The sequence below is a fragment of the Maribacter arcticus genome (genome assembly GCF_900167935.1).
GTDB lineage: Bacteria > Bacteroidota > Bacteroidia > Flavobacteriales > Flavobacteriaceae > Maribacter > Maribacter arcticus.
Genome location: NZ_FUYL01000009.1, coordinates 148,121 through 173,584 on the forward strand (window position 1 = coordinate 148,121; position 25,464 = coordinate 173,584).

The 25,464-nt window shown below is 37.0% G+C and carries 18 protein-coding genes and 2 riboswitches; of the genes, 1 reads left to right on the plus strand and 17 read right to left on the minus strand.

Annotation, left to right across the window (positions count from 1 at the left end; translation table 11 throughout):
- The 12 genes from B5X55_RS14365 to B5X55_RS14420 all read right to left on the minus strand — a co-directional run bounded on the left by B5X55_RS14365 (window position 1) and on the right by B5X55_RS14420 (window position 14,539).
- Complete coding sequence (locus B5X55_RS14365; protein ID WP_079513326.1) at window positions 1–1,098, minus strand: acyloxyacyl hydrolase; 1,098 nt, start codon at window positions 1,096–1,098, stop codon at window positions 1–3.
- A gap of 122 nt (window positions 1,099–1,220) precedes the next feature.
- Entirely contained in the window at window positions 1,221–2,174 is a 954-nt protein-coding gene (gene metF / locus B5X55_RS14370) for a methylenetetrahydrofolate reductase [NAD(P)H] (protein ID WP_079513327.1), read from the minus strand.
- Between the two features lie 183 nt (window positions 2,175–2,357).
- Window positions 2,358–5,069, minus strand: coding sequence for a methionine synthase (metH, locus tag B5X55_RS14375; protein ID WP_079513328.1), 2,712 nt, complete (start codon window positions 5,067–5,069; stop codon window positions 2,358–2,360).
- A gap of 14 nt (window positions 5,070–5,083) precedes the next feature.
- On the minus strand, window positions 5,084–6,085 hold the full coding sequence (locus B5X55_RS14380; RefSeq protein ID WP_079513329.1) for a homocysteine S-methyltransferase family protein: 1,002 nt from the start codon (window positions 6,083–6,085) through the stop codon (window positions 5,084–5,086).
- Window positions 6,086–6,165: 80 nt separating this feature from the next.
- Window positions 6,166–6,274: riboswitch (SAM riboswitch) on the minus strand.
- A 156-nt stretch (window positions 6,275–6,430) separates the two neighbouring features.
- A complete protein-coding gene (locus B5X55_RS14385) occupies window positions 6,431–7,492 on the minus strand; it encodes an NAD(P)/FAD-dependent oxidoreductase (RefSeq protein ID WP_079513330.1) in 1,062 nt (353 codons plus the stop codon).
- Between the two features lie 121 nt (window positions 7,493–7,613).
- Window positions 7,614–8,468, minus strand: coding sequence for a uroporphyrinogen-III C-methyltransferase (gene cobA / locus B5X55_RS14390; protein WP_079513331.1), 855 nt, complete (start codon window positions 8,466–8,468; stop codon window positions 7,614–7,616).
- Between the two features lies 1 nt (window position 8,469).
- The gene (locus tag B5X55_RS14395) at window positions 8,470–10,560 is read right to left on the minus strand and encodes a ferredoxin-like domain-containing protein (protein WP_079513332.1); all 2,091 of its coding nucleotides are present in this window, start codon (window positions 10,558–10,560) and stop codon (window positions 8,470–8,472) included.
- A 116-nt stretch (window positions 10,561–10,676) separates the two neighbouring features.
- Window positions 10,677–11,924 (minus strand): sulfate adenylyltransferase subunit 1, encoded by a 1,248-nt coding sequence (locus tag B5X55_RS14400; RefSeq protein ID WP_079513398.1) that lies wholly within the window; start codon window positions 11,922–11,924, stop codon window positions 10,677–10,679.
- A gap of 105 nt (window positions 11,925–12,029) precedes the next feature.
- The gene (gene cysD, locus B5X55_RS14405; RefSeq protein ID WP_079513333.1) at window positions 12,030–12,980 is read right to left on the minus strand and encodes a sulfate adenylyltransferase subunit CysD; all 951 of its coding nucleotides are present in this window, start codon (window positions 12,978–12,980) and stop codon (window positions 12,030–12,032) included.
- Window positions 12,981–13,025: 45 nt separating this feature from the next.
- Complete coding sequence (locus B5X55_RS14410; protein ID WP_079513334.1) at window positions 13,026–13,649, minus strand: phosphoadenosine phosphosulfate reductase domain-containing protein; 624 nt, start codon at window positions 13,647–13,649, stop codon at window positions 13,026–13,028.
- Between the two features lie 14 nt (window positions 13,650–13,663).
- Window positions 13,664–13,927, minus strand: coding sequence for a DUF2061 domain-containing protein (locus tag B5X55_RS14415; protein WP_079513335.1), 264 nt, complete (start codon window positions 13,925–13,927; stop codon window positions 13,664–13,666).
- 198 nt (window positions 13,928–14,125) lie between these two features.
- Window positions 14,126–14,539 carry an RrF2 family transcriptional regulator gene (locus B5X55_RS14420; RefSeq protein WP_079513336.1) on the minus strand — a complete coding sequence of 138 codons (414 nt, stop codon included), beginning with the start codon at window positions 14,537–14,539 and terminating at the stop codon, window positions 14,126–14,128.
- An 88-nt stretch (window positions 14,540–14,627) separates the two neighbouring features.
- On the opposite strand from B5X55_RS14420, the gene B5X55_RS14425 reads away from it, so the two are divergent.
- Window positions 14,628–15,155, plus strand: coding sequence for a hypothetical protein (locus B5X55_RS14425; protein ID WP_079513337.1), 528 nt, complete (start codon window positions 14,628–14,630; stop codon window positions 15,153–15,155).
- 67 nt (window positions 15,156–15,222) lie between these two features.
- On the opposite strand, the gene B5X55_RS14430 is transcribed toward B5X55_RS14425, so the two are convergent.
- From B5X55_RS14430 to B5X55_RS14450, 5 genes are all read right to left on the minus strand, one after another.
- Entirely contained in the window at window positions 15,223–16,395 is a 1,173-nt protein-coding gene (locus B5X55_RS14430) for a trans-sulfuration enzyme family protein (protein WP_079513338.1), read from the minus strand.
- A 68-nt stretch (window positions 16,396–16,463) separates the two neighbouring features.
- A complete protein-coding gene (gene thrA / locus B5X55_RS14435) occupies window positions 16,464–19,850 on the minus strand; it encodes a bifunctional aspartate kinase/homoserine dehydrogenase I (RefSeq protein WP_079513339.1) in 3,387 nt (1,128 codons plus the stop codon).
- A gap of 100 nt (window positions 19,851–19,950) precedes the next feature.
- On the minus strand, window positions 19,951–21,225 hold the full coding sequence (locus B5X55_RS14440; RefSeq protein ID WP_079513340.1) for an O-acetylhomoserine aminocarboxypropyltransferase/cysteine synthase family protein: 1,275 nt from the start codon (window positions 21,223–21,225) through the stop codon (window positions 19,951–19,953).
- Window positions 21,226–21,344: 119 nt separating this feature from the next.
- A riboswitch (SAM riboswitch) is annotated at window positions 21,345–21,448 on the minus strand.
- Between the two features lie 302 nt (window positions 21,449–21,750).
- A complete protein-coding gene (locus B5X55_RS14445; protein WP_079513341.1) occupies window positions 21,751–23,373 on the minus strand; it encodes a sulfatase family protein in 1,623 nt (540 codons plus the stop codon).
- Window positions 23,374–23,464: 91 nt separating this feature from the next.
- Entirely contained in the window at window positions 23,465–25,405 is a 1,941-nt protein-coding gene (locus B5X55_RS14450) for a CocE/NonD family hydrolase (RefSeq protein WP_079513342.1), read from the minus strand.
- Window positions 25,406–25,464 lie beyond the last annotated feature (59 nt).

The window sequence follows — 25,464 nt, forward strand, 5'->3', positions numbered from 1 at the left end:
TTATAATCTTATTCCAACACCAAGTTCAACGGCTTCTGCCTTTGCTCCGTGCGATTTCAAGGTTATTGCCCCATAAACATTATCACCAAAATAACGCTTTAGTCCCATACGATTATACATACGCCCTTCAAAGTCAAAAGGATAATACACGTAATATCCCAATTGAGATATTATAGACATTTTATTAATGAACAGTTCATGACCTACAAAAATTCCCACCCTTTTATAATCGTCATCTGCAGCAACATTATTTTCAGGAAACGCGATACTTTGATAGCGTATCAATTCCTTTAAAAAATTTGAGAAATAGACATCTGCTCCAATCTGAATAGCGCTTTTTCGCCCTAAGCGCTTATCAGCATAAGTAGAAAGTACAACAAAACCATATTGACCTGAATTTATAACATCACTTTCATTCAATCCGGTTCTAATTGCAAAATTATATCGTAAAGGTTCCGTGACCTTTTCCTTTTCTCTGTGGATATATTCAATTTCCGTACCGCCATCAAGGTCATACACCAATCCAGCATTTAACGCCATGGTATTTGTCGATGTATTAGGCGCCCTAAAATTAGCATTAGAATAGTGAATTATTGAAATACCCGCTTTAAAACCTAATCCTTTAAAAATATTCTCTTTATGATAATTAAACATTAGATAGGTCGAACTCAAAAAATCGGACCCATAGGCGTTGTTCCTAAAATTGCTTGTTTTATCATACGGATTGCTTGTGTAAGCAATTCCCTGACCTACTCTTAGTTGTATATTTCGTTTAAAAAAATAGAAGTTATAATGGGCATATAAGCTATAGTTCTTTCCTAAGGTCTCATTATCCATATCCTGGTAAATAAAAGAATACCCTAAATCAGGATAATTATATAGTTCTTCCCAATCCTTAGAGCCGTAGGTCTTACGATTATAGCTCAATATTACACCAGTTGGGTGTTCTTCAATCAAATGCGAAATATCTGGATTATGCAGGATAATAGACCCGTAAAATTGATTTACGTCTAGCGTGTATTTATTAAGCTCTGACCTTTCTTGTGAAAAGCAAAAGGTTATAGAAAAGAGTAAGAAGAAAAGAAACTTAAAATTCATTGAAAGCAAAAATAGATATTAGAATTTAGTAGAGCGTATTTAGTATTAAGTTCTTTTATTCTATCATCTTCAAACCAATACCGACATATACCTTGTACTCCTTACCCGATTCTATTTTATAACTAAAAAAGTTCTTTAGCAATCGCCTTTATATTATCTGATTTTCCCATTGAATAGTAATGTAAAACAGGCACGCCAGCTTCTTTCAATTCTTTAGATTGTTGAATGGCCCATTCTATACCAACAGCACGCACATCTTTATTTGAAGTACAACCGTCTACCGCCTCAATTAAATCTTGAGGAATATCTATTCGAAAAACCTGTGGTAACAATTGCAAATGACGCTTTACCGCAATAGGTTTTATACCTGGTATAATTGGAACTGTAATCCCTATATTCTTCGCAGCCTCAACAAATTCAAAATATTTCTGGTTGTTAAAAAACATCTGTGTAACTACATAATCGGCACCTGCTTCTACCTTCTCCTTCAATCGTTTTAAATCTGATTGTAAGGAAGGTGATTCTAGATGTTTTTCAGGATAACCTGCTACACCAATACAGAATTCGCTTGAGTATTCGCTCTCTATTGTTTCATGTAAATATTTACCGCAGTTTAAATCTTGAATTTGTTTCACCAAGTCAATTGCAAATGGATGTCCGCCATCTGTAGGTTCAAAATATTTTTGCTCACTTCGTGCATCTCCCCGTAACGCCATTACATTCTCGATACCTAGGTAATGACAATCAACCAACATATATTCCGTTTCTTCACGGGTAAAACCACCACAGATAACATGCGGCACGGTATCAACATTATACTTATGTTGAATTGATGCACAAATACCCACGGTACCAGGTCGCATACGTGTTGTTTTCTTATCTAAAAGTCCCTCTTTCTGTACATATATAGTCTCTTCCCTAGATGTGGTCACATCAATAAACGGAGGTTTAAACTCCATCAATGGATCTATGTTATTATACAGTTCTTGTATATTTCGCCCTTTCACAGGTGGTACAATTTCGAAAGAAAATAAGGTCTTTCCTTGTGCGTTGGTGATATGGTCTGTTACTTTCATTTTAATTAAGTTGGTCGTTTTATACGTAATCGACTTTACTTCTAAACTTTTATTTTATTCCTTTTTTGGGCGTTACCTAACGGTCGGGCTTTACGCTATATTTTTTCTATTTCTAAACCCTATTTTCATTTTGGCAAACATGAGCAAAAATAGAAAAGATGCCGCTTCAATCCCTAACGCAAATTAGGCATCTACAATATTTGGAGACAACCATCTCTCAGCTTTTTCGAAAGCTATTCCCTTTCTATCCGCAAAGTCTTTCACCTGGTCTTCCTTTATTTTACCTAATCCAAAATAACGTGCTTCGGGGTTTCCAAAATAATACCCACTAACTGATGCCGCAGGCCACATCGCCAAACTATCCGTTAGTTCTACACCTATTGTTTCCTTAACTTTTAAAATATCCCAAATGGTCAATTTCTCCAAGTGATCCGGACAAGCAGGATAGCCTGGTGCCGGACGAATACCTTTATAGGATTCGTGAATCAATTCTTCATTGCTCAATTCTTCATTAGCCGCATAACCCCAATGTTTCATACGAACCTCTTTATGTAAGTATTCAGCGAATGCTTCGGCCAACCTATCTGCCAATGCTTTTACCAAAATGGAGTTATAATCGTCTAAATTCTTTTCATATTTCCCAGCCAACTCTGCAGTACCGAAACCGGTGGACACACAAAAACAACCTATATAATCTTGCTTTCGACTTTCTTGAGGTGCAATAAAATCTGCCAAAGCATAATCCGCAACCCCTTCTCTTTTCTGTAATTGTTGACGCAGTGTTCTAAATATGTAGCTTTCTTCATCTCGCCCTTGAACTGAGCTCAAGGAAACATTGATATCATCTTGGTTGATTGAATTGGCAGAAAATAGCCCAAAAATTCCTTTTGCCTTTAACTGCTTCTCCCTAATAATTTGCTTCAACATTTCTTTTGCATCGGCAAATAATTCGGTCGCTTGAGCGCCTACTACATCATCGGTTAATATTGCAGGGTATTTACCATGCAGTTCCCAACTTCTAAAAAATGGAGTCCAATCGATATAAGGCACCAAAAGATTTAAATCTAAATCTTCAATAACTTGAATTCCTAATTTGTTAGGCTTAAAAATTTCACTTTTGTTCCAATCTATCTTAAACTTATTTCTGCGCGCAGCAGCAATCGTCTTGTATGTTTTACTGGAAGAGCGGTTTAAAAACTTGGCTCTAAAAACATCATAATCTTCCTTTATTCTCTTTTTATATCCGACAGACGTTTCTTTTTGAAGTAAATCGCCTACTACAGTAACTGCCCTTGAAGCATCATTTACATGAACCACAGCTTCGTTATATTGCGTATCTATTTTTACCGCTGTATGCGCCTTACTCGTTGTTGCACCACCAATCAATAAGGGGATTTTAAAATTCTTTCGTTCCATCTCTTTGGCCATGTGTACCATTTCATCCAAAGAGGGTGTTATTAACCCGCTTAACCCTATAATATCTACATTATGTTCAATGGCGGCTGCGATTATTTTTTCTGGTGGCACCATAACCCCTAAATCAACAATCTCATAATTATTACACGCCAGAACAACACCCACGATATTCTTACCGATATCATGAACATCTCCTTTTACGGTTGCCATCAAAATTTTACCGGCATTATCAGAATCTCCTTCTTGCGGATTCAGTAATTTCTCTTCCTCTATATACGGCAACAAATACGCCACGGCCTTTTTCATAACCCGAGCAGACTTTACTACCTGTGGCAAGAACATTTTTCCGCTTCCGAATAAATCTCCGACAACGTTCATACCAGTCATCAGGTTCTCTTCAATTACCTGAATTGGCTTATCTGCAGCTAGTCTTGCTTCCTCAACATCTTCAACAATATATTGGTCAATACCTTTTACTAAGGCACGTGTAATTCTATTTTGTAATGGCTCCTCTCGCCATGATAAATCAATCTTACTTTCTTTTGTTTTACCTACAACCGATTCCGCAAAATCGAGTAAACGTTCCGTTGCATCGTCCCTCCTATTTAAAATGACATCTTCTACACGCTCCAGTAAATCCTTAGGAATATCATCATAAACCTCTAACATACTCGGGTTTACAATACCCATATTCATTCCCGCTTTAATAGCGTGATATAAGAATACTGAATGCATAGCCTCACGAACAGGATTATTTCCCCTAAATGAAAAAGAAACATTACTCACTCCACCACTTACACTTGCGTGAGGAAGATTTTCGCGTACCCATTTAGTAGCTTTTATAAAATCTAAGGCATTGAGCTTATGCTCATCCATTCCCGTAGCAACGGGGAAAATATTAAGGTCAAAAATGATATCCTCTGGTGCGAAACCCACCTTATCAACTAAAACATCATACGAACGCTTAGCAATTTCGATTCGACGTTCATAATTGTCGGCTTGCCCTACTTCATCAAAAGCCATAACTATTACAGCGGCGCCATAGCGTTTAATCAATTTAGCCTGATGCATGAATTGTTCTTCACCTTCCTTTAAACTAATGGAATTCACTACACATTTTCCTTGAACCACTTGCAAACCAGCCTCTATGATTTCCCATTTAGAGCTATCAATCATGATAGGAACTCGAGAAATATCGGGCTCGGCAATTACAAGGTTTAAAAACTTGACCATGGCTTCTTTACCATCAATCAGACCATCGTCCATGTTAATGTCGATTACCTGTGCTCCATTCTCTACCTGCTCCCTCGCTACGACTAAAGCTTCTTCAAATTTCTCTTCTTTAATTAATCGAAGAAACATTTTAGAACCAGCAACATTGGTACGTTCACCAACATTAATAAAATTCGTTTCAGGGGTTACAATCAATGGCTCAAGGCCACTTAACTTTAGAAATCGTTGTTCGTTTTTTCCGCTCATAACTTCTAATGTTCTTAATGTAAAACAGAAAATTGTCTAGGTTTGAAATCTTTTACCAAATTGGCAATCGCAGTAATATGCTCTGGTGTGGTACCACAACAGCCTCCCACTATATTCACCAAACCTTTTTCCACATATTCCCTAATTTGTTCTGCCATCTGATCCGGAGTTTCATCATACTCGCCAAAAGCATTAGGTAAACCGGCATTTGGATGTGCAGAAACTGCATGTTCGCTTTTCGTTGCCAACACTTCTAAATGCGGCACTAATTGACTGGCTCCTAAGGCACAGTTAAAGCCTACGGATAAAATTGGAATATGGGAAATGGAAATTAAAAATGCTTCTGCTGTTTGTCCAGATAATGTTCTACCCGATGCATCGGTAATCGTTCCACTAACCATGATAGGAACATCGATATTTCGTTCTTCTTTCACTTCTTCAATGGCGAACAAAGCTGCTTTTGCATTCAGGGTGTCGAATATGGTTTCAACGAGCAGTAAATCTGACCCACCATCTAACAATGCTTCAACCTGTAGTTTATAAGCTATTCTTAATTCGTTAAAAGAAATTGCTCTATAGCCAGGATCATTTACATCTGGCGACATACTTGCTGTCTTATTCGTCGGACCAATACTACCAGCTACAAAACGTGGCTTATTCGGCTCTCTTTCGGTGAATTCATCGGCAACCATTTTAGCAATACGGGCTGACTCATAATTTAGCTCGTACACCAAATCTTCCATGTAATAATCTGCCATGGCAATGGTGGTGCTTGAGAATGTATTAGTTTCTACAATATCAGCACCAGCAGCAAAATATTTGCGATGAACATCAGCAATTGCTTCGGGTTGTGTTAAGGACAATAAATCATTGTTACCCTGTAAAGGGTGTTTCCAATCTTTAAAGCGTTCTCCCCTAAAATCCTCTTCGGTAAACTTATAGCGTTGAAGCATAGTGCCCATTGCACCATCTAACACTAAAATTCGTTCTTTTAAAATTTCCCTAATATCCTTCATTTTACGCTGTAAAAAGTTCTACGTTCATTAAAAATTAATACGATACCAAGGAAGGAAAGGATAGGAAAGTGTTCTTTCTTGAGTTATCTGTCCCAAAAAAAGGGATAGAATGTAGCACCTTCTTATCCGTTAGGGAAAGGGTTGCCAAGGTTTCATAGGGTCTAATCCCTCCACCTTTCTTGATAACGTTTCAATCTATTTATGAACGAATTGCAAAGTAACGGCACTACCCGTTCTAATCCAAAACTTCGCTGGACTTTTTAGCCAACGAAATTTTATAAATATGTCATAAAAAAACCTCTGAAACATTAAAGCATCAGAAGTTTCTTTTATACTATCAAAGTCTTATGCTATACTTTGTACGACTTCTTTTTTAGCTTCTTTTTTAGAACCGTCAAATCCTTCAACACCACCTACGGTAGTATATTTCATGACATAACGTTTTCCTGGATTGATTTGCTGATATGCAAACTGACACATTACTGCAGCTTCATGAAAACCTGAAAGAATTAATTTTAATTTGCCTTCATACGTATTCACATCACCAATCGCATACACCCCAGGTATATTGGTCTGGTAATCTCTTGCATTGTTGACCTTAATTGCATTTTTCTCTATTTCTAATCCCCATCCACCTATTGGTCCTAATTTAGGAGAAAGTCCGAATAAGGGAATAAAATGGTCAACTTCTAAATAAGTATCTGCTTTTTCTTTATCGGTATGCTTCAGCACTACCGCTTCAAGCTGATCCTTACCATGTAACTCCTTTACCTCAGCTTTGGTTACCAATTTTATCTTGCCCAGTTTCGCTAACTCTGATGCTTTTTCAACAGAATCTAATGCTCCCCTAAACTCATCTCTTCTATGCACCAACGTAACTTCAGAAGCTACATCGGTTAAGAAAATTGCCCAGTCTAAAGCAGAATCACCACCACCGGCAATGACTACTTTTTTATCTCTATACACCTCAGGATCTTTAATCATGTAAGAAACACCAGTATCCTCAAAATTTACAATATTGGAAATGGGTGGCTTTCTTGGCTCAAAAGAACCTAATCCACCAGCAATTACAACTACCGGTGCATTATGTTGAGTTCCTTTATTGGTAGTAACCACAAAAGAACCATCTTCTAATTTATCTAAGGTTTCCGCTCTTTCACCCAAAGTAAATCCTGGCTCAAAAGGCTTAATCTGTTCCATTAGATTATCTACTAAAGTACCCGCCAAAATTTCTGGGTACGCCGGAATATCATAAATAGGTTTTTTAGGATATATCTCTGAACACTGACCACCTGGTTGTGGCAAGGCATCGATTAAATGCGTTTTTAATTTTAATAATCCCGCTTCAAACACCGTAAATAATCCGGTTGGTCCCGCTCCTATTATGAGCATATCTGTTTTAATCATAATTCTTCTTTAGTATTGAGTAGTTAGTCTTGAGTACTGAGCCTCCACTCAAAAATCATTCGCTTACTACTACTCTTTATTTTACTTACGACTTTATATTCTACTTACTTAATACTTTTCACTATTTACCATTAAAGGTTTCGACTGCGCTCAACCTGACATTTTCATCACTTGAATATTCAAGCTTTGCCTTCATCAATGATTCTCTATGCCTCACCACTTCCCCGATTATAATAATAGCCGGATTAGATAATTCTTCTTTCGCCACAACCTCAACAATTGTTTCTATAGTGCCTATTCCTAATTTTTCATTTTCCCGTGTACCATTTTGAATGATGGCAATTGGTGTGTCGGCCTTGCCTTCACTTTTAAATAATGCTACAATCTGCGGTAGTTTAGACATCCCCATTAAGATTACAACGGTTGCGCTACTTTTAGCAGCCAATGCAACATCGGTTGATAATTTGTGTTCTTTGGTTGTACCTGTAATCACCCAAAAACTTTCTGATGCACCCCTTTTTGTTACTGGTATATTTTGATATGCCGGTACACTCAAACTAGATGAAATACCAGGCACCATAGCTACTTCTAAGCCAAAGGAAGCTGCATATTCCATTTCTTCTGACCCACGACCAAAAACAAAAGGATCACCTCCTTTTAATCGTACGACATGTCCGTGAGATTTTGCTCGACTTATAATAAGTTCATTAATTTGCTCTTGCTGGTATGCATAACATCCTTTACGCTTGCCTACAAAAATCAATTCTGCATTCTTAGCATACTCTAAAAGCTCTTTATTCACCAAGGCATCATACAACACTACATCTGCATTTTCTAGAGCCTTGATGGCTTTTAAAGTGATGAGTTCTATGTCGCCAGGCCCTGCGCCAACAACAGTTAACCTCCCTTTGTGCTGCGAGGGAGTGTCAACTATTGAATTGATTGTTTTTTGATTGGATAAATTATTGATTTGCATATTATACCTCTGCTAATTCTTGTTGTCTGAATTTTGCGACAGTTTCTAAAAATAACTTTGCATCACTCAAATACGATTCCGCAAAAGCTTTTGTAGGTTCGTTTTTATTCAACTGAAGCACCATATTTTCAAATCCACGAGCAACGGCTATTCTTCCATCGGCTACGAACTTCTCATCAAAATCTTTAATGATGCTTGCATGTGTATTGACCTTTGTATTTTCTGAAGTCAACATCGCTTTCGCTGAATTCACCATAGAAGAATATGCGTGGTAGATACTTGCCGACCATTTTTCAGCGTCTAACATATCTTGTGCATTCTGAATTTTTTCTTCACTTTCAAAAAGTAGGGTTGCAATCAAATCAATTACAACTCCGGCACATTCACCAACACCAATTGCCTTTTCATATCGTTCTGAATTTCCCCAGTCAATAAAATCATCTGCCGTTAAATCATCAACGGAAGATAATGGCGTAAGAAAATCATAGAAATACATTTGACCTTTTTCCGCGTAATAATCAGGGAACGATAAATCGCCACCATTGGCATCAAAATCATTCAAGATTAAACGTAATGCTTCTGGGCCTCTTTTACTTGGCACTTTTACTACTTTATCAGCAAAACGCCCTTGACCATTTCCATCATTGCTACCTCCTAATAATACTTGAAGCGCAGGTGCAACTAATTTATCTTTTGTACGAACAGACATTCCTTGAAAACCTATATTGGCCATGTTGTGTTGACCACAAGCATTCATACATCCGCTAATTTTAATAACGACATCTTCGTTATTAATATAATCTGGATATTCTGTTTTGATTACACGTTCCAATTCTTCTGCAATACCTGTACTACTTGAAATACCTAAATTACATGTATCTGTACCTGGGCAAGCTGTAATATCCAACGCCTTGTTATAACCAGCTTCCGTGAAACCAAATTTTTTCAATTCAGTATAGAAAAACTCTATATTCTCTTCCTTTACAAACGGAATTAAAATATTCTGACGTAATGATAATCGAATCTCTCCGGCAGCATATTTCTGAACCAAACCTGCCAATAATCTAGCTTTATCCGTATAAAAATCTCCTAATAAAACCTTGATACCGATAGCTAAATAGCCTAGTTGTTTCTGTGGCACCACGTTGGTAGATTTCCACTGCTCAAATTCTTTAGCATCTGTAATCTCTACGGCTGGAACTTCTAGATTAGAAACCTTGATTTTCGGATACGCATCTGCATCAATCGGAAACGAATCAAAAGGAACTGCTGTTTTCTCCGCAGCCAATAATTCTTTGAATCCGTCTAACCCTAAATCCTTTAATAAGAATTTCATTCTAGCCTTAGCCCTACTCTTACGCTCACCATAACGGTCAAAAACACGCACTACCGTTTCCATTAAAGGAATAATTTGGTCTGCAGGTAAAAAACTGTATAATTCATCAGCATGCCTAGGTTGAGAACCTAAACCACCGCCTAACATTACCTTAAAGCCTGGCTCTCCATTTTGAAGTTTAGCTATGAATCCTAAATCATGCATGTATGAAAGTCCGGTATCGGCATCACTTGCAGAGAAAGAAACTTTGAACTTGCGTCCCATTTCTTGACTCACAGGATTTCTTAGAAAATACTGGAACAAGGCATGCGCATATGGAGATACATCAAAAGGCTCATCTACATCAACTCCTGCCGTTTCACTAGCCGTTATATTACGAACCGTGTTACCACAAGCTTCCCTTAGCGTAATATCATCCTTTTCTAATTGTGACCAAAGCTCAGGAGTTCTGTTCAAATCCACATAATGAATTTGAATATCTTGACGTGTCGTAATGTGCAATCTACCGGTAGAATACTCGTCAGACACATCACAAATACGCAGCAATTGCTTAGAAGTCACTTTACCATAGGGTAATTTTATACGAATCATTTGAACCCCTTCTTGACGTTGGCCATATACACCACGTGCCAAACGAAGGCTCCTAAACTTTTCCTCATCTAATTTGCCGCCATGAAACTCATGAATTTTTCGTTCTAATTCAAGAATATCTTTTGCAACTACTTGATTTTCTATTTCTGTTCTAAAACTCTGCATTCTTTTCTAGTATTTAGTACTGAATAATCTGTACTAAGTTTATTATCTATTTTACCTATGGACTAAATAGGTTAAAATTAAAAGTCTTGCTTACTATAAACCGTTTAATACGTTTATTAACTAATAAAACCTGCTCCTACGGTACTATTTGATTTTGTATCTATCAAGATAAATGATCCATTTGTTCTATGATTTTTGAATTGGTCATAAAAAATTGGTTTATTTAAACGGAAACTTACTTGGGCAATATCATTCATGCCCAACGAATCGGTTTCTGTATCGATACCCGAATAATCTGGCGCAATTTTATGATGAACCTGTTCAACCTTAGCCAATACTTTATTGACACCGTGCTGCACGATATATTTATTTCCAGCCGCCAAAGGCAATGAATCCATCCAAGAGATAGTGGCAGTAAAATGCTTATCTACAGTAGGTAAGTCACCAACTTTCACTAACATGTCGCCACGGCTTAGATTAATTTCATCATCTAATGTTATCGTCACCGACGACCTTCTTGAGGCAGTTTTATATTTCTTGTCATGGAAATAAATATCTTTTATTCTAGAGCGCGTTTGTGACGGAAGCGCAACAACATCATCACCTACACTTAATTCTCCACCATACACTTTACCGGCGAATCCTCTAAAATCGTGATGCTCATCAGTCTTTGGACGAATAACATATTGCACAGGAAAACGAGGTGTACCCACATTAAAAATATCTTTTCTATCCAAAGCTTCAAAATGCTCTAAAAGTGACTGACCTTTATACCAAGCCATCTTTTCAGATTTATTTACCACATTATCGCCTTTCAAAGCACTCACAGGGATAAAGGTTATTTTTTGATCTTGATAATCGCGCTTGGCCATCAATTCTTCAAAATCGGCTTTAATCGCATTATACGTTTCTTCAGAATAATCGACCAAGTCCATTTTATTAATCGCCACTACAACATCTTTAATGCGTAATAAATTATTAATAAAAAAGTGTCTGTTCGTCTGCTCAATAACTCCTTTACGTGCATCGATTAAAATAATCGCCGCTTGAGAAGTAGAAGCCCCCGTAACCATGTTACGCGTATATTCTACATGACCAGGTGTATCTGCAATGATGTAACTTTTCGTTGTTGTAGAGAAATAAATATGGGCAACATCTATAGTTATACCCTGCTCACGTTCTGCTACCAAACCATCCGTCGCCAAAGAGAAATCTAAATAATCATATCCCTTTTGCTTACTTGTCTTTTCAATCGCGGCTAATTTATCGCTGGTCAATGATTTTGTGTCGTACAGTATTCTCCCAATCAAGGTACTTTTACCGTCATCTACACTACCTGCTGTTGCTATTTTCAGTACTTCCATTCTAAAGCTGTTCGCCATTCGCTAAACGCTATTGGCTTTTTAAATATTATTTTTTACTAGTACCCATTCTCTAAAAGCTAAGGGCTTAATTTTCAGAATAAAATTCTAGAAATATCCTTGTTGTTTTCTTTTTTCCATGGCTGCTTCAGAGCGCTTATCATCTATACGTGCGCCACGCTCAGAAATTGAAGAATCTCGAATCTCTTCAACCACTTTATCTATACTTACCGCATCAGACAATACTGCCGCTGTACAAGACATATCACCTACCGTACGGAAACGAACCAAACGTTCTTCTACTACCTCATCATCTTCTCTAAAAACAATATCATCTTCAGCAGACCAAATCATACCATCCCTTAAAAAGGTTTTACGTTTGTGTGCAAAGTATATAGAAGGGATTTCAAAAGCCTCATCTTTGATATAGGACCAAACATCTAATTCCGTCCAATTAGATATTGGAAATACTCTCACATTCTGACCTAATTCTATTTGACCGTTCAACATATCGAATAATTCTGGACGCTGATTACGTTCATCCCATTGACCAAAATCATCACGTACCGAAAATATACGCTCTTTGGCCCTTGCTTTTTCCTCATCTCTACGTGCGCCCCCTATACAGGCATCGAATTTGAATTCTTCGATAGCATCTAACAAAGTGGTCGTTTGCAAACTGTTTCTACTAGAATATCTACCGGACTCTTCCTTAACCTTACCTTGGTCAATAGAATCCTGCACATTACGCACAATTAACTCCAAGCCTAGCTCCTTTACCAATCGATCTCTAAATTCTATTGTTTCAGGAAAATTATGCCCTGTATCGATATGCATTAAAGGAAAAGGAATTTTTGAAGGCCAAAATGCTTTTTGAGCCAAACGAACCAATGTAATAGAATCTTTACCACCAGAAAATAAAAGAACAGGCTTCTCAAATTGAGCTGCAACTTCTCTTATAATATAAATAGCTTCATTCTCAAGTGCATTTATAAGGGATGTATCTTTTAAAAGTTTTTGGGTTGGTGTTACTTCCAATTCCGTGCTTGTATTACTCATTATGCTTTTTTAGATAAATTATCTTTATTCTTTTTTTCCCTTGTATTAACTATGTAATCCACATTCTCTATTCTCTAACACCTTTGTCGGGTCAAAATAGTTATGCTCGTTAGGGAGTTTATATTTTTTTAAATAGGTATCTAGCTGTGTATCGTTCCAGTGATAAAAAGGACTCACCTTTAGAACACCATCTTTACTTAAGCTTAAAATATCAAGGCTATCACGCAAAGCTGTCTGGCCTTTTCTAAGATTCGTAAACCAAACATCTGGCTTAAAATCTGCCATTGCTCTTTTAAAAGGTTCCAACTTTACTTGTTCAGTAAACTCCGCATGGCGAGGATCATCAATTTGTGGAATTCCCATAACCGCATCTCTATGCGCCGTTGTTTGTTTAGGAACATACAATTGAATATTCAAGTTCAATCTTTTTGTTAATTCTTCAGCATGCTTATAGGTCTTTGGCGTATTGTAGCCTGTATCGCACCAAACTACCGGAATATCACCTCTAACTTCAGATATCGCATGTAGAATAGCAACTTCATAAGGTCTGAAATTGGTAGTCACTACAGGAGTTTGACCATGTTTCACCGCCCATGAAATAATTTCTTCTGGCGGTATACCTTTAAACTGAACATTTAATTTTTGAACTTGTGCTGCTGTTAATGCCATTTTGTTATTCTTTATTATTTACCCCACTTAATTAAATTCCAAAAACGCTCATGAAAAAAGTACAATATCATTTTTGTAACAAAATCTATCGATGCTATTGAGGCAGCAACCGAAAATTCACCAGTAAGTATATAAGATATTATCAACGTATCTACAGTACCTATCACTCTCCAACTAAAAGCTTTGGCGATACTACGTATAGGTTTTTCAGACGTTTTATCATCTTGATACGTTGTTTTGTTCTCTTTATTATTTAAAATAAGTTGATCCGCAATCATCTTCTAAATCAATTTTTATTACCCTACTAAATTAATAGAGTTTTCAAAAATAGCATATATTTTCAAAGTAGGTGCATTAAATTTCAAAAAATATAAATTACCCTATAGATTTAGTAGATTAATAATAAATAGGACTGAAAATTTAATAATTCGCAATATGGTATATATTACCTGCGGAAGGATTAAATTAAATAGGAATTACTTGGATATAATATCTCTTAAAGTATTATTTCGATAAACCTCTAAAGTGCTGTCACGCACCTGAAGCATCAATTTATGCACCGAACAGGCTTGTTCATCGGGGCAGTCATCACATGTTTCGTAGAAATTCAAACTTACACACGGCACCATTGAAATAGGACCTTCTAAGACACGCATTACATCGGTCATTGAAATTTCTTCTGGTGTCTTTAATAGATAATAGCCTCCACCCTTTCCCTTCTTAGAACCTAAAAAGCCAGTTTTTCTAAGACTTAACAGAATACTTTCTAAGAATTTTTGAGATATGTTCTCCTTCTCAGCAATTTCTGAAATCTGTACAGGCTTTTTATCTTTCTGTGAAGCTAAATAAGCAAGGGCTTTTAACCCGTATTTTGTCTTTTTGGAGAGCATAATGCTAAGATAACCAAATATAAAAATATCGCTTATATACTTTAGGGCACAATTTTAACGTTCATACATTCATCCATAAAAACAATTCATGAAAAAATATTTATTATTATCAATTTTCACCGTATTAACACTGGTATTCTCATCATGTTCTAAAGATGAAGATGGTGTTTCTAACGCTAGCGAAGCCTCAATTATTGGCACATGGAATTTAACAGCATTAGAAGCAACAGATGGAAGATCTGATACGAATTTTGATGGAACTTCTATCCCTACAACTTTTAGTGCAGTAGGAAAAGATTTCAATTCGATTGTCACGTTTTCAGAAGAACCACAAATTGTAACAAGTGAAGGTTCGTACACCACAGTACTTACAACTACAATAATGGGCGAAACATCAACAGAGGAGGAAGAAGGTGAAGACTTTTTTCAATCTGATGAATGGAGATTAGATGGCAGTACCCTTTATTTTGGTACTGGTGAAGAAGAAGTAGGTTTTACTATTATAGCACTTACCGATTCTAAAATGTCACTTCGCTATAAATTAGATGAGACTCTAGAAATATTTGGAGCAACAACAAGTGTTAGCGCGACTTATAATATGACATTGACAAAGTAAACTATTCCCAGTTTAGTATATAAAAAAGCCCGGTCAATACCGGGCTTTTTTATGATTAAAATCGAAGTTAACCCAATGCCTGCTCAATATCTGCAATAATATCATCGATATGCTCTAATCCTACTGATATACGTACCATTCCATCTGAAATACCAACAGCAGCACGCTCCTTTACACTCAATTTACTATGCGTAGTTGATGCCGGATGCGTAACTATCGTTCTTGAATCTCCTAAATTGGCCGAAAGGGATAACAATTTAATGGAATCGAAAAATTCCCTACCAGCTTCTAAACCTCCTTTTACCTCAAATGCGACTACACAACCACCAGCCTTCATTTGCTTTTTGGCTATCTCATATTTAGGATGCGATTTTAAAAATGGATATTTAACCCAATTAATATTCTCGTTTCCTTCTAAATATTCTGCTAATTTCAATGCATTCTCACAATGTCTATCAACACGAACCGCCAAAGTTTCCAAACTTTTGGAAAGTACCCATGCGTTAAATGGTGATAATGCCGGACCTGTAATACGAGAAAAACGATATACTTTATCCATCAACTCAGCACTACCCACTGTAATACCCGCCAAAACTCTACCCTGACCATCCATCAACTTAGTACCAGAATGGATAACCAAATCGGCGCCGAATTTTATTGGTTGCTGTAAATAAGGTGTAGCGAAACAATTATCAATGATTAAAATAAGATTGTTTCTTTTAGCAATCTTACCTAATTCCTCCAAATCCAATACATCTACACCAGGGTTTGTAGGTGTTTCCGCATACAGTATTTTGGTGTTCGGAGTTATAAGACTCTCAATCGTCTCTAATTCATCAATCTTGAAATACGAATGATCAATATTCCATTTTGGAAAGAAATTGTTAAACAATGAATGCGTTGAACCGAATATACTTCTAGCAGATAAGATATGGTCTCCACTATTCAGCAATGCTGCCAACGTTGAAAAAACTGCTGCCATACCCGATGCAAATGCGAATCCGTTTTCAGCACCTTCCATTTGGCATACCTTCTCTATAAACTCAGATGAATTCGGATTGGAGTATCTCGAATAAATATTACGCTCTTTCTCCTCTGCAAATGATGCCCGCATATCTTCCGCATCCTCAAATACAAAACTAGAGGTCAAATACAACGGAACAGAATGCTCCAGATTCTCACTTCGTTTTAATTGTGTACGTATTGCGTTTGTTTCAAACTTATTATTGTTCTCTTTCATCTCTATTTTCTTTCCTCTTCTTAAAACCTCTTACTATTTCACTATTCAGTAACTGAACTTAGCCGAAGTTACCCTTTCTCAGCAATTCTCAATATATCTCCAAATACTCCTCGTGCAGTTACAGCTGCACCGGCACCAGCACCTTGAATAACAAGCGGATTCTCGCCATATGATTCCGTGTAAATCTCTATAATAGAATCTGAACCTTTTACCTGCCCCAATGCACTTTCTTTTGGTACAGATATTAGTTTCACATCTAACACCCCTTTTTCCTTTTGCAGATTTCCATGCAAATCACCTACATAGCGAAGTACATGATTAGGTTTTTGATTCTTTTTAATTTCATCGAACTTCGCATCCAATACCTCTAAATTCTCCAAGAAGAAATCCACATCACCTTCTTGTAACTTCTTCGGGATAAGGTTATCAATATGAATATCTGAAAACTCATTATGCAAGTCGAGTTCACGTGCTAAAATCAATAATTTACGACCCACATCATTACCCGATAGGTCTTCCCTTGGGTCGGGCTCTGTAAATCCTTGTTGCATCGCATCCTTTAATATTGATGAAAATCGCACATCTACTTCAGAAAACGTATTGAAAATATAACTTAACGAACCTGAAAATACCCCTTTGATTCTAGTGATGTTTTCTCCGGATAAATGCAATAATTTAATTGTATCTATTAATGGAAGACCGGCACCTACATTTGTTTCATACAAATATTGCTTTTGGTTCTTCTGCAATTCTTCACGCAACAATTGATAAAAATCATAACGCAATGTATTTGCTATTTTATTGGATGATACAATATCAAAACCATGATCCACGAAGTCAAAATAATTGGCTACAAAATCTTGACTTGCCGTATTATCAATAACAATTAGATTCTCCAAATGATGACGCTTTGCAAAATCAAAAACATCTTGAATTTTATACGATTTCCCCTTATGTTTTAGATTCGTTTTCCAACTCTTCGTGATTCCCTTTTCATTCAGTAAAATCTTTTTAGAATTGGCGATACCGAATACTCTAAGGTCTAATTTCTTACGCTCCTTAATTGTTTTGGTAGACTTCAATATTTGGTCTATCAACGTACCACCAACATTACCATGTCCGAATACAAGAACATTGATTTTCTTACTGATACCGAAAACTTGCCCGTGCATTACATTGACTGCCTTGTGCAAATCAGCTTTCTTAACGACCAAACTTACATTCTTGCCCGATACTGTATTATTGAATAATAAGGGTACAATTTGATTCTTAATCAGAGAATTGAACGGTTTATGAAACGTACTTAAATCTTGACCTACAATTGATATAATAGATACATCGTCCATAACCGTAATCATATTCACATCTTTCGACTCAAAATCGTGACTAAACTCATTTTCCAAAGCCAATTTGGCCCTCTTCGCTTTATCCTTTTTTACTACTAGTCCAATACCTCTTTCCGAAGAACCTTGAGACACAATACTGACACTAATATTGCTAGCTTCTAAAGCTTTAAAAATACGGGCATCGACACCTACTTTACCAAGCAACCCACGTCCTTCGATATTAATCATCGCTACATCTTCAATAACCGAAAGTGATTTTATACCTTCCTTACTTGACTTCGCGCTAATTAAGGTTCCTTCATTATCATCATTATACGTATTCAAAATACGCAGTGGAATGTTCTTTTCTATAAGTGGAATAATGGTTTTGGCGTGTAAAATTGTCGCTCCAAAATTCGCAAGCTCATTAGCTTCTGCATAAGAAAGATTAGCAAGCTTTTTCGCTTCAGGCACATAATCAGGATTTGCAGTGTATATACCATCAACATGGGTATAGTTCTGTAATTCTTCTGCATCTAAAAAATTCGCCAATAAAGCTGCGGAATAGTTACTTCCATTTCTACCCAATGTGGTCGTCTCACCATCCATTGTAGAAGAGATGAATCCCGTAACTACAGCTACGGTATCTTTTGGAATTTCTGCAAATTTCAATAAGACCTTTTCTTTCGATTCAGCCTCCAACACTTTAGCATCACCGAAGGTATTATCCGTTTTTAAAATATCTCGGGTATCTACCATTTTGGCTTTTATGCCTTTTCCAATCAATAATTTGGTTACCAATTTCGCAGAAATCAACTCCCCATAAGCCAAAACCTCATCTTTAATTTTAGCACTATAATCTCCCAATAACGACACACCCTCATATAACTTCGCCAAGCCTTTAAACTCTGCCGATAGGCTAATATTAGAGTAGGTATGCTTTTGATACTTTTCTAATGCTTCAAAATCTTTTTTGTAATTTTTGCCTTTGGCAGCTTTCTCTAGAATATTCTCTAACTGATCCGTAGCTTTTTCTCTTGCGGATAACACGATGGCTACATTCTCATCATTATTCACCTTATTCTGAACAATATCCAACACGCGCTCAAGTCCCTCACCATTGCTTAATGATTTACCCCCAAACTTCAAGATTTTAATTTTCTTGATATTGCCATTGGTATTGAAAATACCTGTCAGCAATTTTTCCATCTGGTCGAACTCAATTAAAAAAGCGTCATGACCATGTAAGGATTGTACCTCCCCATATGTAACATTGCTTTTCGCTTGTGCCAATTGCTTGAAGGTATCTTTGTTTTCTTGTGCGGTAAAGAACATATCAGAATCCACACCTATAATATGAATGTTCGTATTACTATTCTGAAGATTGATAAAATTCTGTTCTCCACTTCTTGTTACATCTATAGTCTTCAACAACTGGTTCATCAGTTTATAAGCCGATAGTTGAAAACGCTCTTGAAGCTTATCGCCATGATGCATCAACCAGCTTTCTACATTAAAAACCTTTAGCTCCTCATTGGTGCTTCTTTTGAAACGCTCTTTAAAGGACGCTGGCGTTCGGTAACACAACATCGCATGCATACGAGCATCATGAACAGGTTGTTTCGAATTCACCAAAAACTGCTCTTGTATTTGGCAGTTGGCAATTAGCCAATCAGTAGATTTCCAATCGGATGCTACGGGAATTAAATGTTCAGCTAGATTAGGCTTTATTGCAGACATTTCCCAAGCAATCCCTCCTCCTAATGACCCACCTATAATAGCAAATAAACGTTCAACCTTTAGTTGCTCCAGACCCAATAAAAAGAGTCTCGCCACGTCACCCGCAACAAAATCCTTGTAATTTTCAATGACAAATTTATCATGTCCGTTACCAGGAATATTGAAAGCTAGTATGGTGTATTTCTGAGTATCGATACATTTTTCTTCACCTATAAGTGCAGACCACCAACCATCTTCTCCGGTTACATTCGAATTTCCCGTCAGGGCATGATTCACCAAGATTATGGGTGCCGTATGTAATTTCTTCCCGAACAACTGATACGATAACTGTATATCTTGAGTTGCACCGCTTAGTGTCTTGTATTTTTTAATTTGTAATTGATGTAGCATCCGTAGAAAAAATTACTAGTATGTGTTAATCGGTGGAAAAAAGTAAAAGTTTCCTTTTCTCCACCAATGCCAACTTATTATATAAAAATAAATAGAATTATTAAAGGCTTTCGAATGCCTGTGCCAAATCTGATTTTAAATCTTCGATGTCCTCTAAACCAACAGACAAACGAATTAAATCTTGACCAACTCCTGCACTAGCCTGTTGCTCTGCGTTCAACTGTTGATGTGTTGTACTAGACGGGTGAATAATCAATGATTTGGTATCACCAATATTCGCTAACAATGAAAATATTTTGGTAGCATCTGTCACTTTTTTCGCAGCTTCAAAGCCTCCCTTTACCCCAAAGGTAACCAATCCACTTTGTCCTTTTGGCAAGTATTCTTTAGCTAAAGCATTGTATTTATTATTCTTCAATCCTGGGTAATTTACCCATGCCACTTCTTCTCTACCCTCTAACCACGTAGCCAATTCTAATGCATTTGCACTATGTTGCTTAATACGCACCGGTAAAGTCTCTAAACCTTGTATGATTTGAAATGCGTTAAACGGACTCAATGCACCTCCGAAATCACGCAATCCTTCTAATATTAATTTAAAGGTAAAAGCAGCAGCACCTAATGCTTCGCTATATACTAAACCGTGGTATCCGGCAGATGGCTCTGTAAATTCTGGGAATTTTCCGTTGGTCCAATCAAAAGTACCGGCATCTACAATGGCCCCACCTAAAGAAGTTCCTTGTCCGCCAATATATTTTGTCAAAGAGTGAATTACAAGGTTGGCACCGTGTTCAATCGGATTCAACAATGCTGGAGTAGCTACTGTGTTATCTACAATAAAAGGTACCTCAGCTGCTTTTGCTTCTTTTGAAATTGCTTTCAAATCCAATACATCTAATTTCGGATTCCCTAAAGATTCTACGAAAAACGCCCTCGTGTTATCTTGTACCGCATCTTTAAAGTTTTTAGCATCTGAAGCATCTACAAATGTTGTTGTAATACCAAATCTTGGTAGTGTCACATTCAATAAGTTGAACGTACCACCATATAAACTGCTCGATGCTACGATGTGATCACCTGCTTTTAACAAGGTTAATAATCCTGTTGAGATTGCTGCCGTACCTGATGCAAACACTACCGCACCTATACCACCTTCTACAGCGGCTAATCTATCTTGTAGAATTTGATTTGTTGGGTTGTTTAAACGAGTGTAAATAAAACCAAGTTCTTTTAACGAAAAAAGATTGGCGGCATGATCCGTATCCTTAAATACATACGATGATGTCTGGTAAATTGGCACAGCCCTAGTACCACCATTGGTAGTTGTGTCGTGCCCTGCGTGTAATGCGTTTGTTGCTAATTTGTAATCACTCATGATTTTGTTGTTTTTAAATATTATTTAAATAATTAAAAAGCTCATCCTCGACCGACATAAAATGTGGGTAGGTAAAATCAAAAAGTTATAAGAAAGTAATATCGAAAAAAAATCGATTACTGTTATCCTTCCCGTAAGGGTAGAATGTAGCACCTTCTTTGTATGGAACAAAGGGTTGCTAAGGTTTCAAAGGGTCTAATCCCTCCACCTTTCTTGATAACTATTCAATATGTGTTTGAACTTTGCCCTGCAAATATAAGGGCAGAGGATTTTAAAAACCTAATGATTTTTAAAAAATCATATAAAATAACAAGTTGTGTATTTTAAGGGGCTGTTTATAACTAATTGTGTAAATAATCGCTCAATATCGCTAGTTTTTTGTTCATCTTTCAGAAAAACATCTTAACCTCGAATGGTTCTCGATACCTGCTATACGGCAGGTAGGCACGTTCTTTCTAAATTGACAATTAGAAAGAACTTACTCGAACTGATAATACGTTTAGATAAAAAGCATAGCGAATTCAGCTATTTAATCATCCCCGCACTTTTGTACTTATCAATATATTTTTGATCCTGCTCTGGGGAGTCTTTGTATTTTATACGTAGTGCGATTAAATCTTTCTTCAATTTTTTAACTGTGTCTGCATAGGCTGGGTCGTTGTATACATTGTTCATTTCATTAGGGTCGTTTAACCTATCGTACAATTCCCATTCGTCAACATCATAATAGAAATGAACTAACTTAAACTCTTTGCTTACAATGCCGTAATGCCGCTTTACCATATGAACCGATGGATATTCATAATACTGATAATACACCGCATCACGTGTCCAGTCTTTTTTGTTTCCTTTTAGTAGCGGAATTAGACTTTCGCCCTGCATATCGTTTGGTGGTTTAATACCAACAGCTTCTAACATGGTTTGTGCAAAGTCTAAATTCTGCACCATTTCATTTTCAACAGAACCTGGTTTCACTACATTTGGCCAACGTACCAATAACGGAGTTTTAAAAGATTCGTCATAAATAAATCGCTTATCGAACCAACCATGCTCACCTAAATAAAAACCTTGATCAGATGTATAGATAACAATGGTATTCGCTGCTAATCCAGATTCATCTAAATAATCCAAAAGCCTACCTACATTATCATCCACCGAAGAAATACTACCCAAGTAATCTTGCATGTATCGTTGGTATTTCCATTTCATTTTCTCGGTATCGTTCATTTTTGGCCAATTCTCATAGAAAAAATCATTGATGGAATCCAGTACAGGATCATACAATGCTTTTTGCTCTGCCGTAGCTCGATTATACGGACCATAAAATCCATTCGGATATTCCTCCACTACCGGAAATACTTTCCCCTCCATTTTCGCCAAAGTCTCTGGTCTTATTTTACTATCATGACTGTACATCATATGGGTCAACAGATTCATTTCGGCTGTTTTAGCAGCTGTACCCCTATTTTTATAATCATCAAAAAGGGTAGCTGGCTCTGGGAATCTTTTCTTAGTAAACTCTTTAAACTTATCTGCTCTTGGCCACCATGGGCGATGAGGAGCTTTATGCAAATACATCATCATAAAAGGTTCGTCGTCGGCTGCTTCTTTCTTCAACCAATCGAGGGATACATCGGTTATGATATCGGTTACGTAACCTTCCTTTCTAATGGTATCACCGTTGGTCACAATAAAATCGGGATTAATATAATTTCCCTGACCTGGTAGAATCATAAATTCATCTACTCCTTTGGGGTTGTTCCCAAAATGAAGCTTGCCGAACATTGCCGTTTTATAGCCGTTCTTTTTAAAGATTTGTGGAAAAGTCACTTGCGTAGTATCGAACGGAAAATAGTTATCTACTTTTCCATTAATATGCGTGTGCTTACCTGTGAGAATTGTAGCTCTTGAAGGCGCACAAATAGAGTTGGTGACACTCGCATTGGTAAACAGCATACCCTCTTTTGCCAGTCGGTCTATATTTGGTGTATGTATCAATTTATCATCATACGCGCTTATCGCTTGATACGCATGATCATCTGACATGATGAAAATAATATTTGGCCTTTTGGTTTTACTTTTTTGCGCTTTTGTGTTTAGTGGTAAAAGGAACAAAATACCTGCTACGGCTAGGATTACTTTTTTCATTTTGTTGTTGTTGTTTGGTAAGTTTGATTTCTACTAAAAGTATATAATTCCTGAGTTATGGGCTTAGATATTTCCTGATGCTACAAAACCCCTACTCCAATACCGAAAACTCAATACTAGAATCTGTAAATACGGTATGGGTTTGGGTTTTAAAGTCCGACTCATCTGCTTCAAAAATATTTTCAACATAGGTTTGCGGATTTAAATCTATAAGTGGAAACCAAGTACTTTGTACCTGTACCTGTAATTTGTGTCCCTTTTTAATGGTATGAAAAACATCTTGCAATTTAATGGTAACATCGGTCTTTTGGTTCGGCACAAAAGGTTCTGGGGTTGAGAAGCTATTTCTAAAACGCCCACGCAATACTTCGCTACGTACCATTAAATGGTAATTGCTCATTTTTAAATGGTCTTGCATGCCTTCATAATCCGGCTCATCGGCTGGGTGAACATCGATAATTTTTACAATCCAATCTGCCGCTGTACCTGTAGTTGCGACTTTTAACTTGGCTAGAATATCACCCGCTAAAGTCAAGTCATTTTCCATAACTTCAGTTTCAAAAACCAATACATCACTACGGCGAGCCGCAAAACGCTGGTCATCGGTCATGTATTTTCTTGGCGTGAATACGGTTTTAATATCCTCAGAATACGGTACCGGTTTTTTAATATCACTAATGAACTGAACGCCTTCGACCTTCTTGGGTTCTGTAGTCAATTGTTGGTTTGCAGATAGGTACATGTCCTTTTTTACAACTCCTTTTGGAGGCCATGTATCATAAGTTTTCCAGTCTTTTCTTCCGGTATCAAAAACATAGGCTTCTGGCAATCCGCTATTCTTACCACCATTTCCTTTTAAGAAATGGTCAAAGAATTTCTTTTCTATCTTCTCTTGAAAAAACTCAGAAATAGAATCTCCGAAGTAATAGTTCCCAACGGTATTCTGACCTTTACTTCGAGCCCATCCACCGTGATCCCACGGTCCGAAAACCAAGGTGTTATAATTATCGGCATTGTACTTTTCAATATTCTTATAGGTTTCTAACGGTCCGTATAAATCTTCTGCATCAAACTCCCCTGCAACCACCATGGTCGCCACTGTAGGCTTTACATTTTTTAAATGCTGAATCAATCCGCGACTCTGCCAAAGCTCATCGTAGTTGGGGTGTTCTTTTAATTCGTTCCAGAAGTAATCATCGGTAACACCTTCTTTCGCCATACGTGGCGTATCAGCAGTTTCATATTCAAAGAAATGGTCTAAATTCTTTAACGGACCTTCATCTAAAAAGAATTGGTACTGATCTTCGGTCGGTAATTCTGGCAACACGTACCAAGCGGTATCGATTGGCTTATCGCCATTTGGTCTTGGTGTACCGAATAAAGAGGTCGCTCTAAAATAACTCAATAAATAGGCTCCGTTATGGTGAAAATCATCAAAAAAGAAATCTGCTATACTCGCTTGTGGCGATGCCGCTTTCAATGCCGGATGTGCATCTACTACCGCATATGTGGCGTAAAACCCAGGATAAGATATTCCCCAAATACCTACATTACCATTATTGTTTTCAACGTTATTCACCAGCCAATCTATGGTATCATAGGTATCTGAACTTTCATCGATATCGGCATCCGTAGTTTTATTTGGATTATAAGCACGCATATTTTCATAATGCCCTTCACTCAACCAACGACCACGAACATCTTGGTAGACGACGATGTAGCCATCTTTCATCATATGGATATTTGGTGCAATTTTCTCCTTGAAGTTACCCGCACCGTAAGGCTGCGAACTATAAGGCGTTCGCTGCATGATTATAGGATATTCTTTTGAACTATCTTTTGGCGAATAAATTGTGGTGTGGAGTTTTATGCCGTCACGCATGGTGATGTCGACCTCGCTTTTAGTGTAGTTATCCGAAACATAAGTTTCTGAGATTTCAGCATCTGCTACTTTGGGTGTTTTTCTACAGGAAATAATTAGTGTAGAAAGAAAAATAAGGGTGAAAAGGTGTTTGATGGTAAACTTCGGCATGGCTTAAGATTTTGAATTCTTAAAGCTAAGAAAGTTTACTTGATTATTAGGTTTTTTAA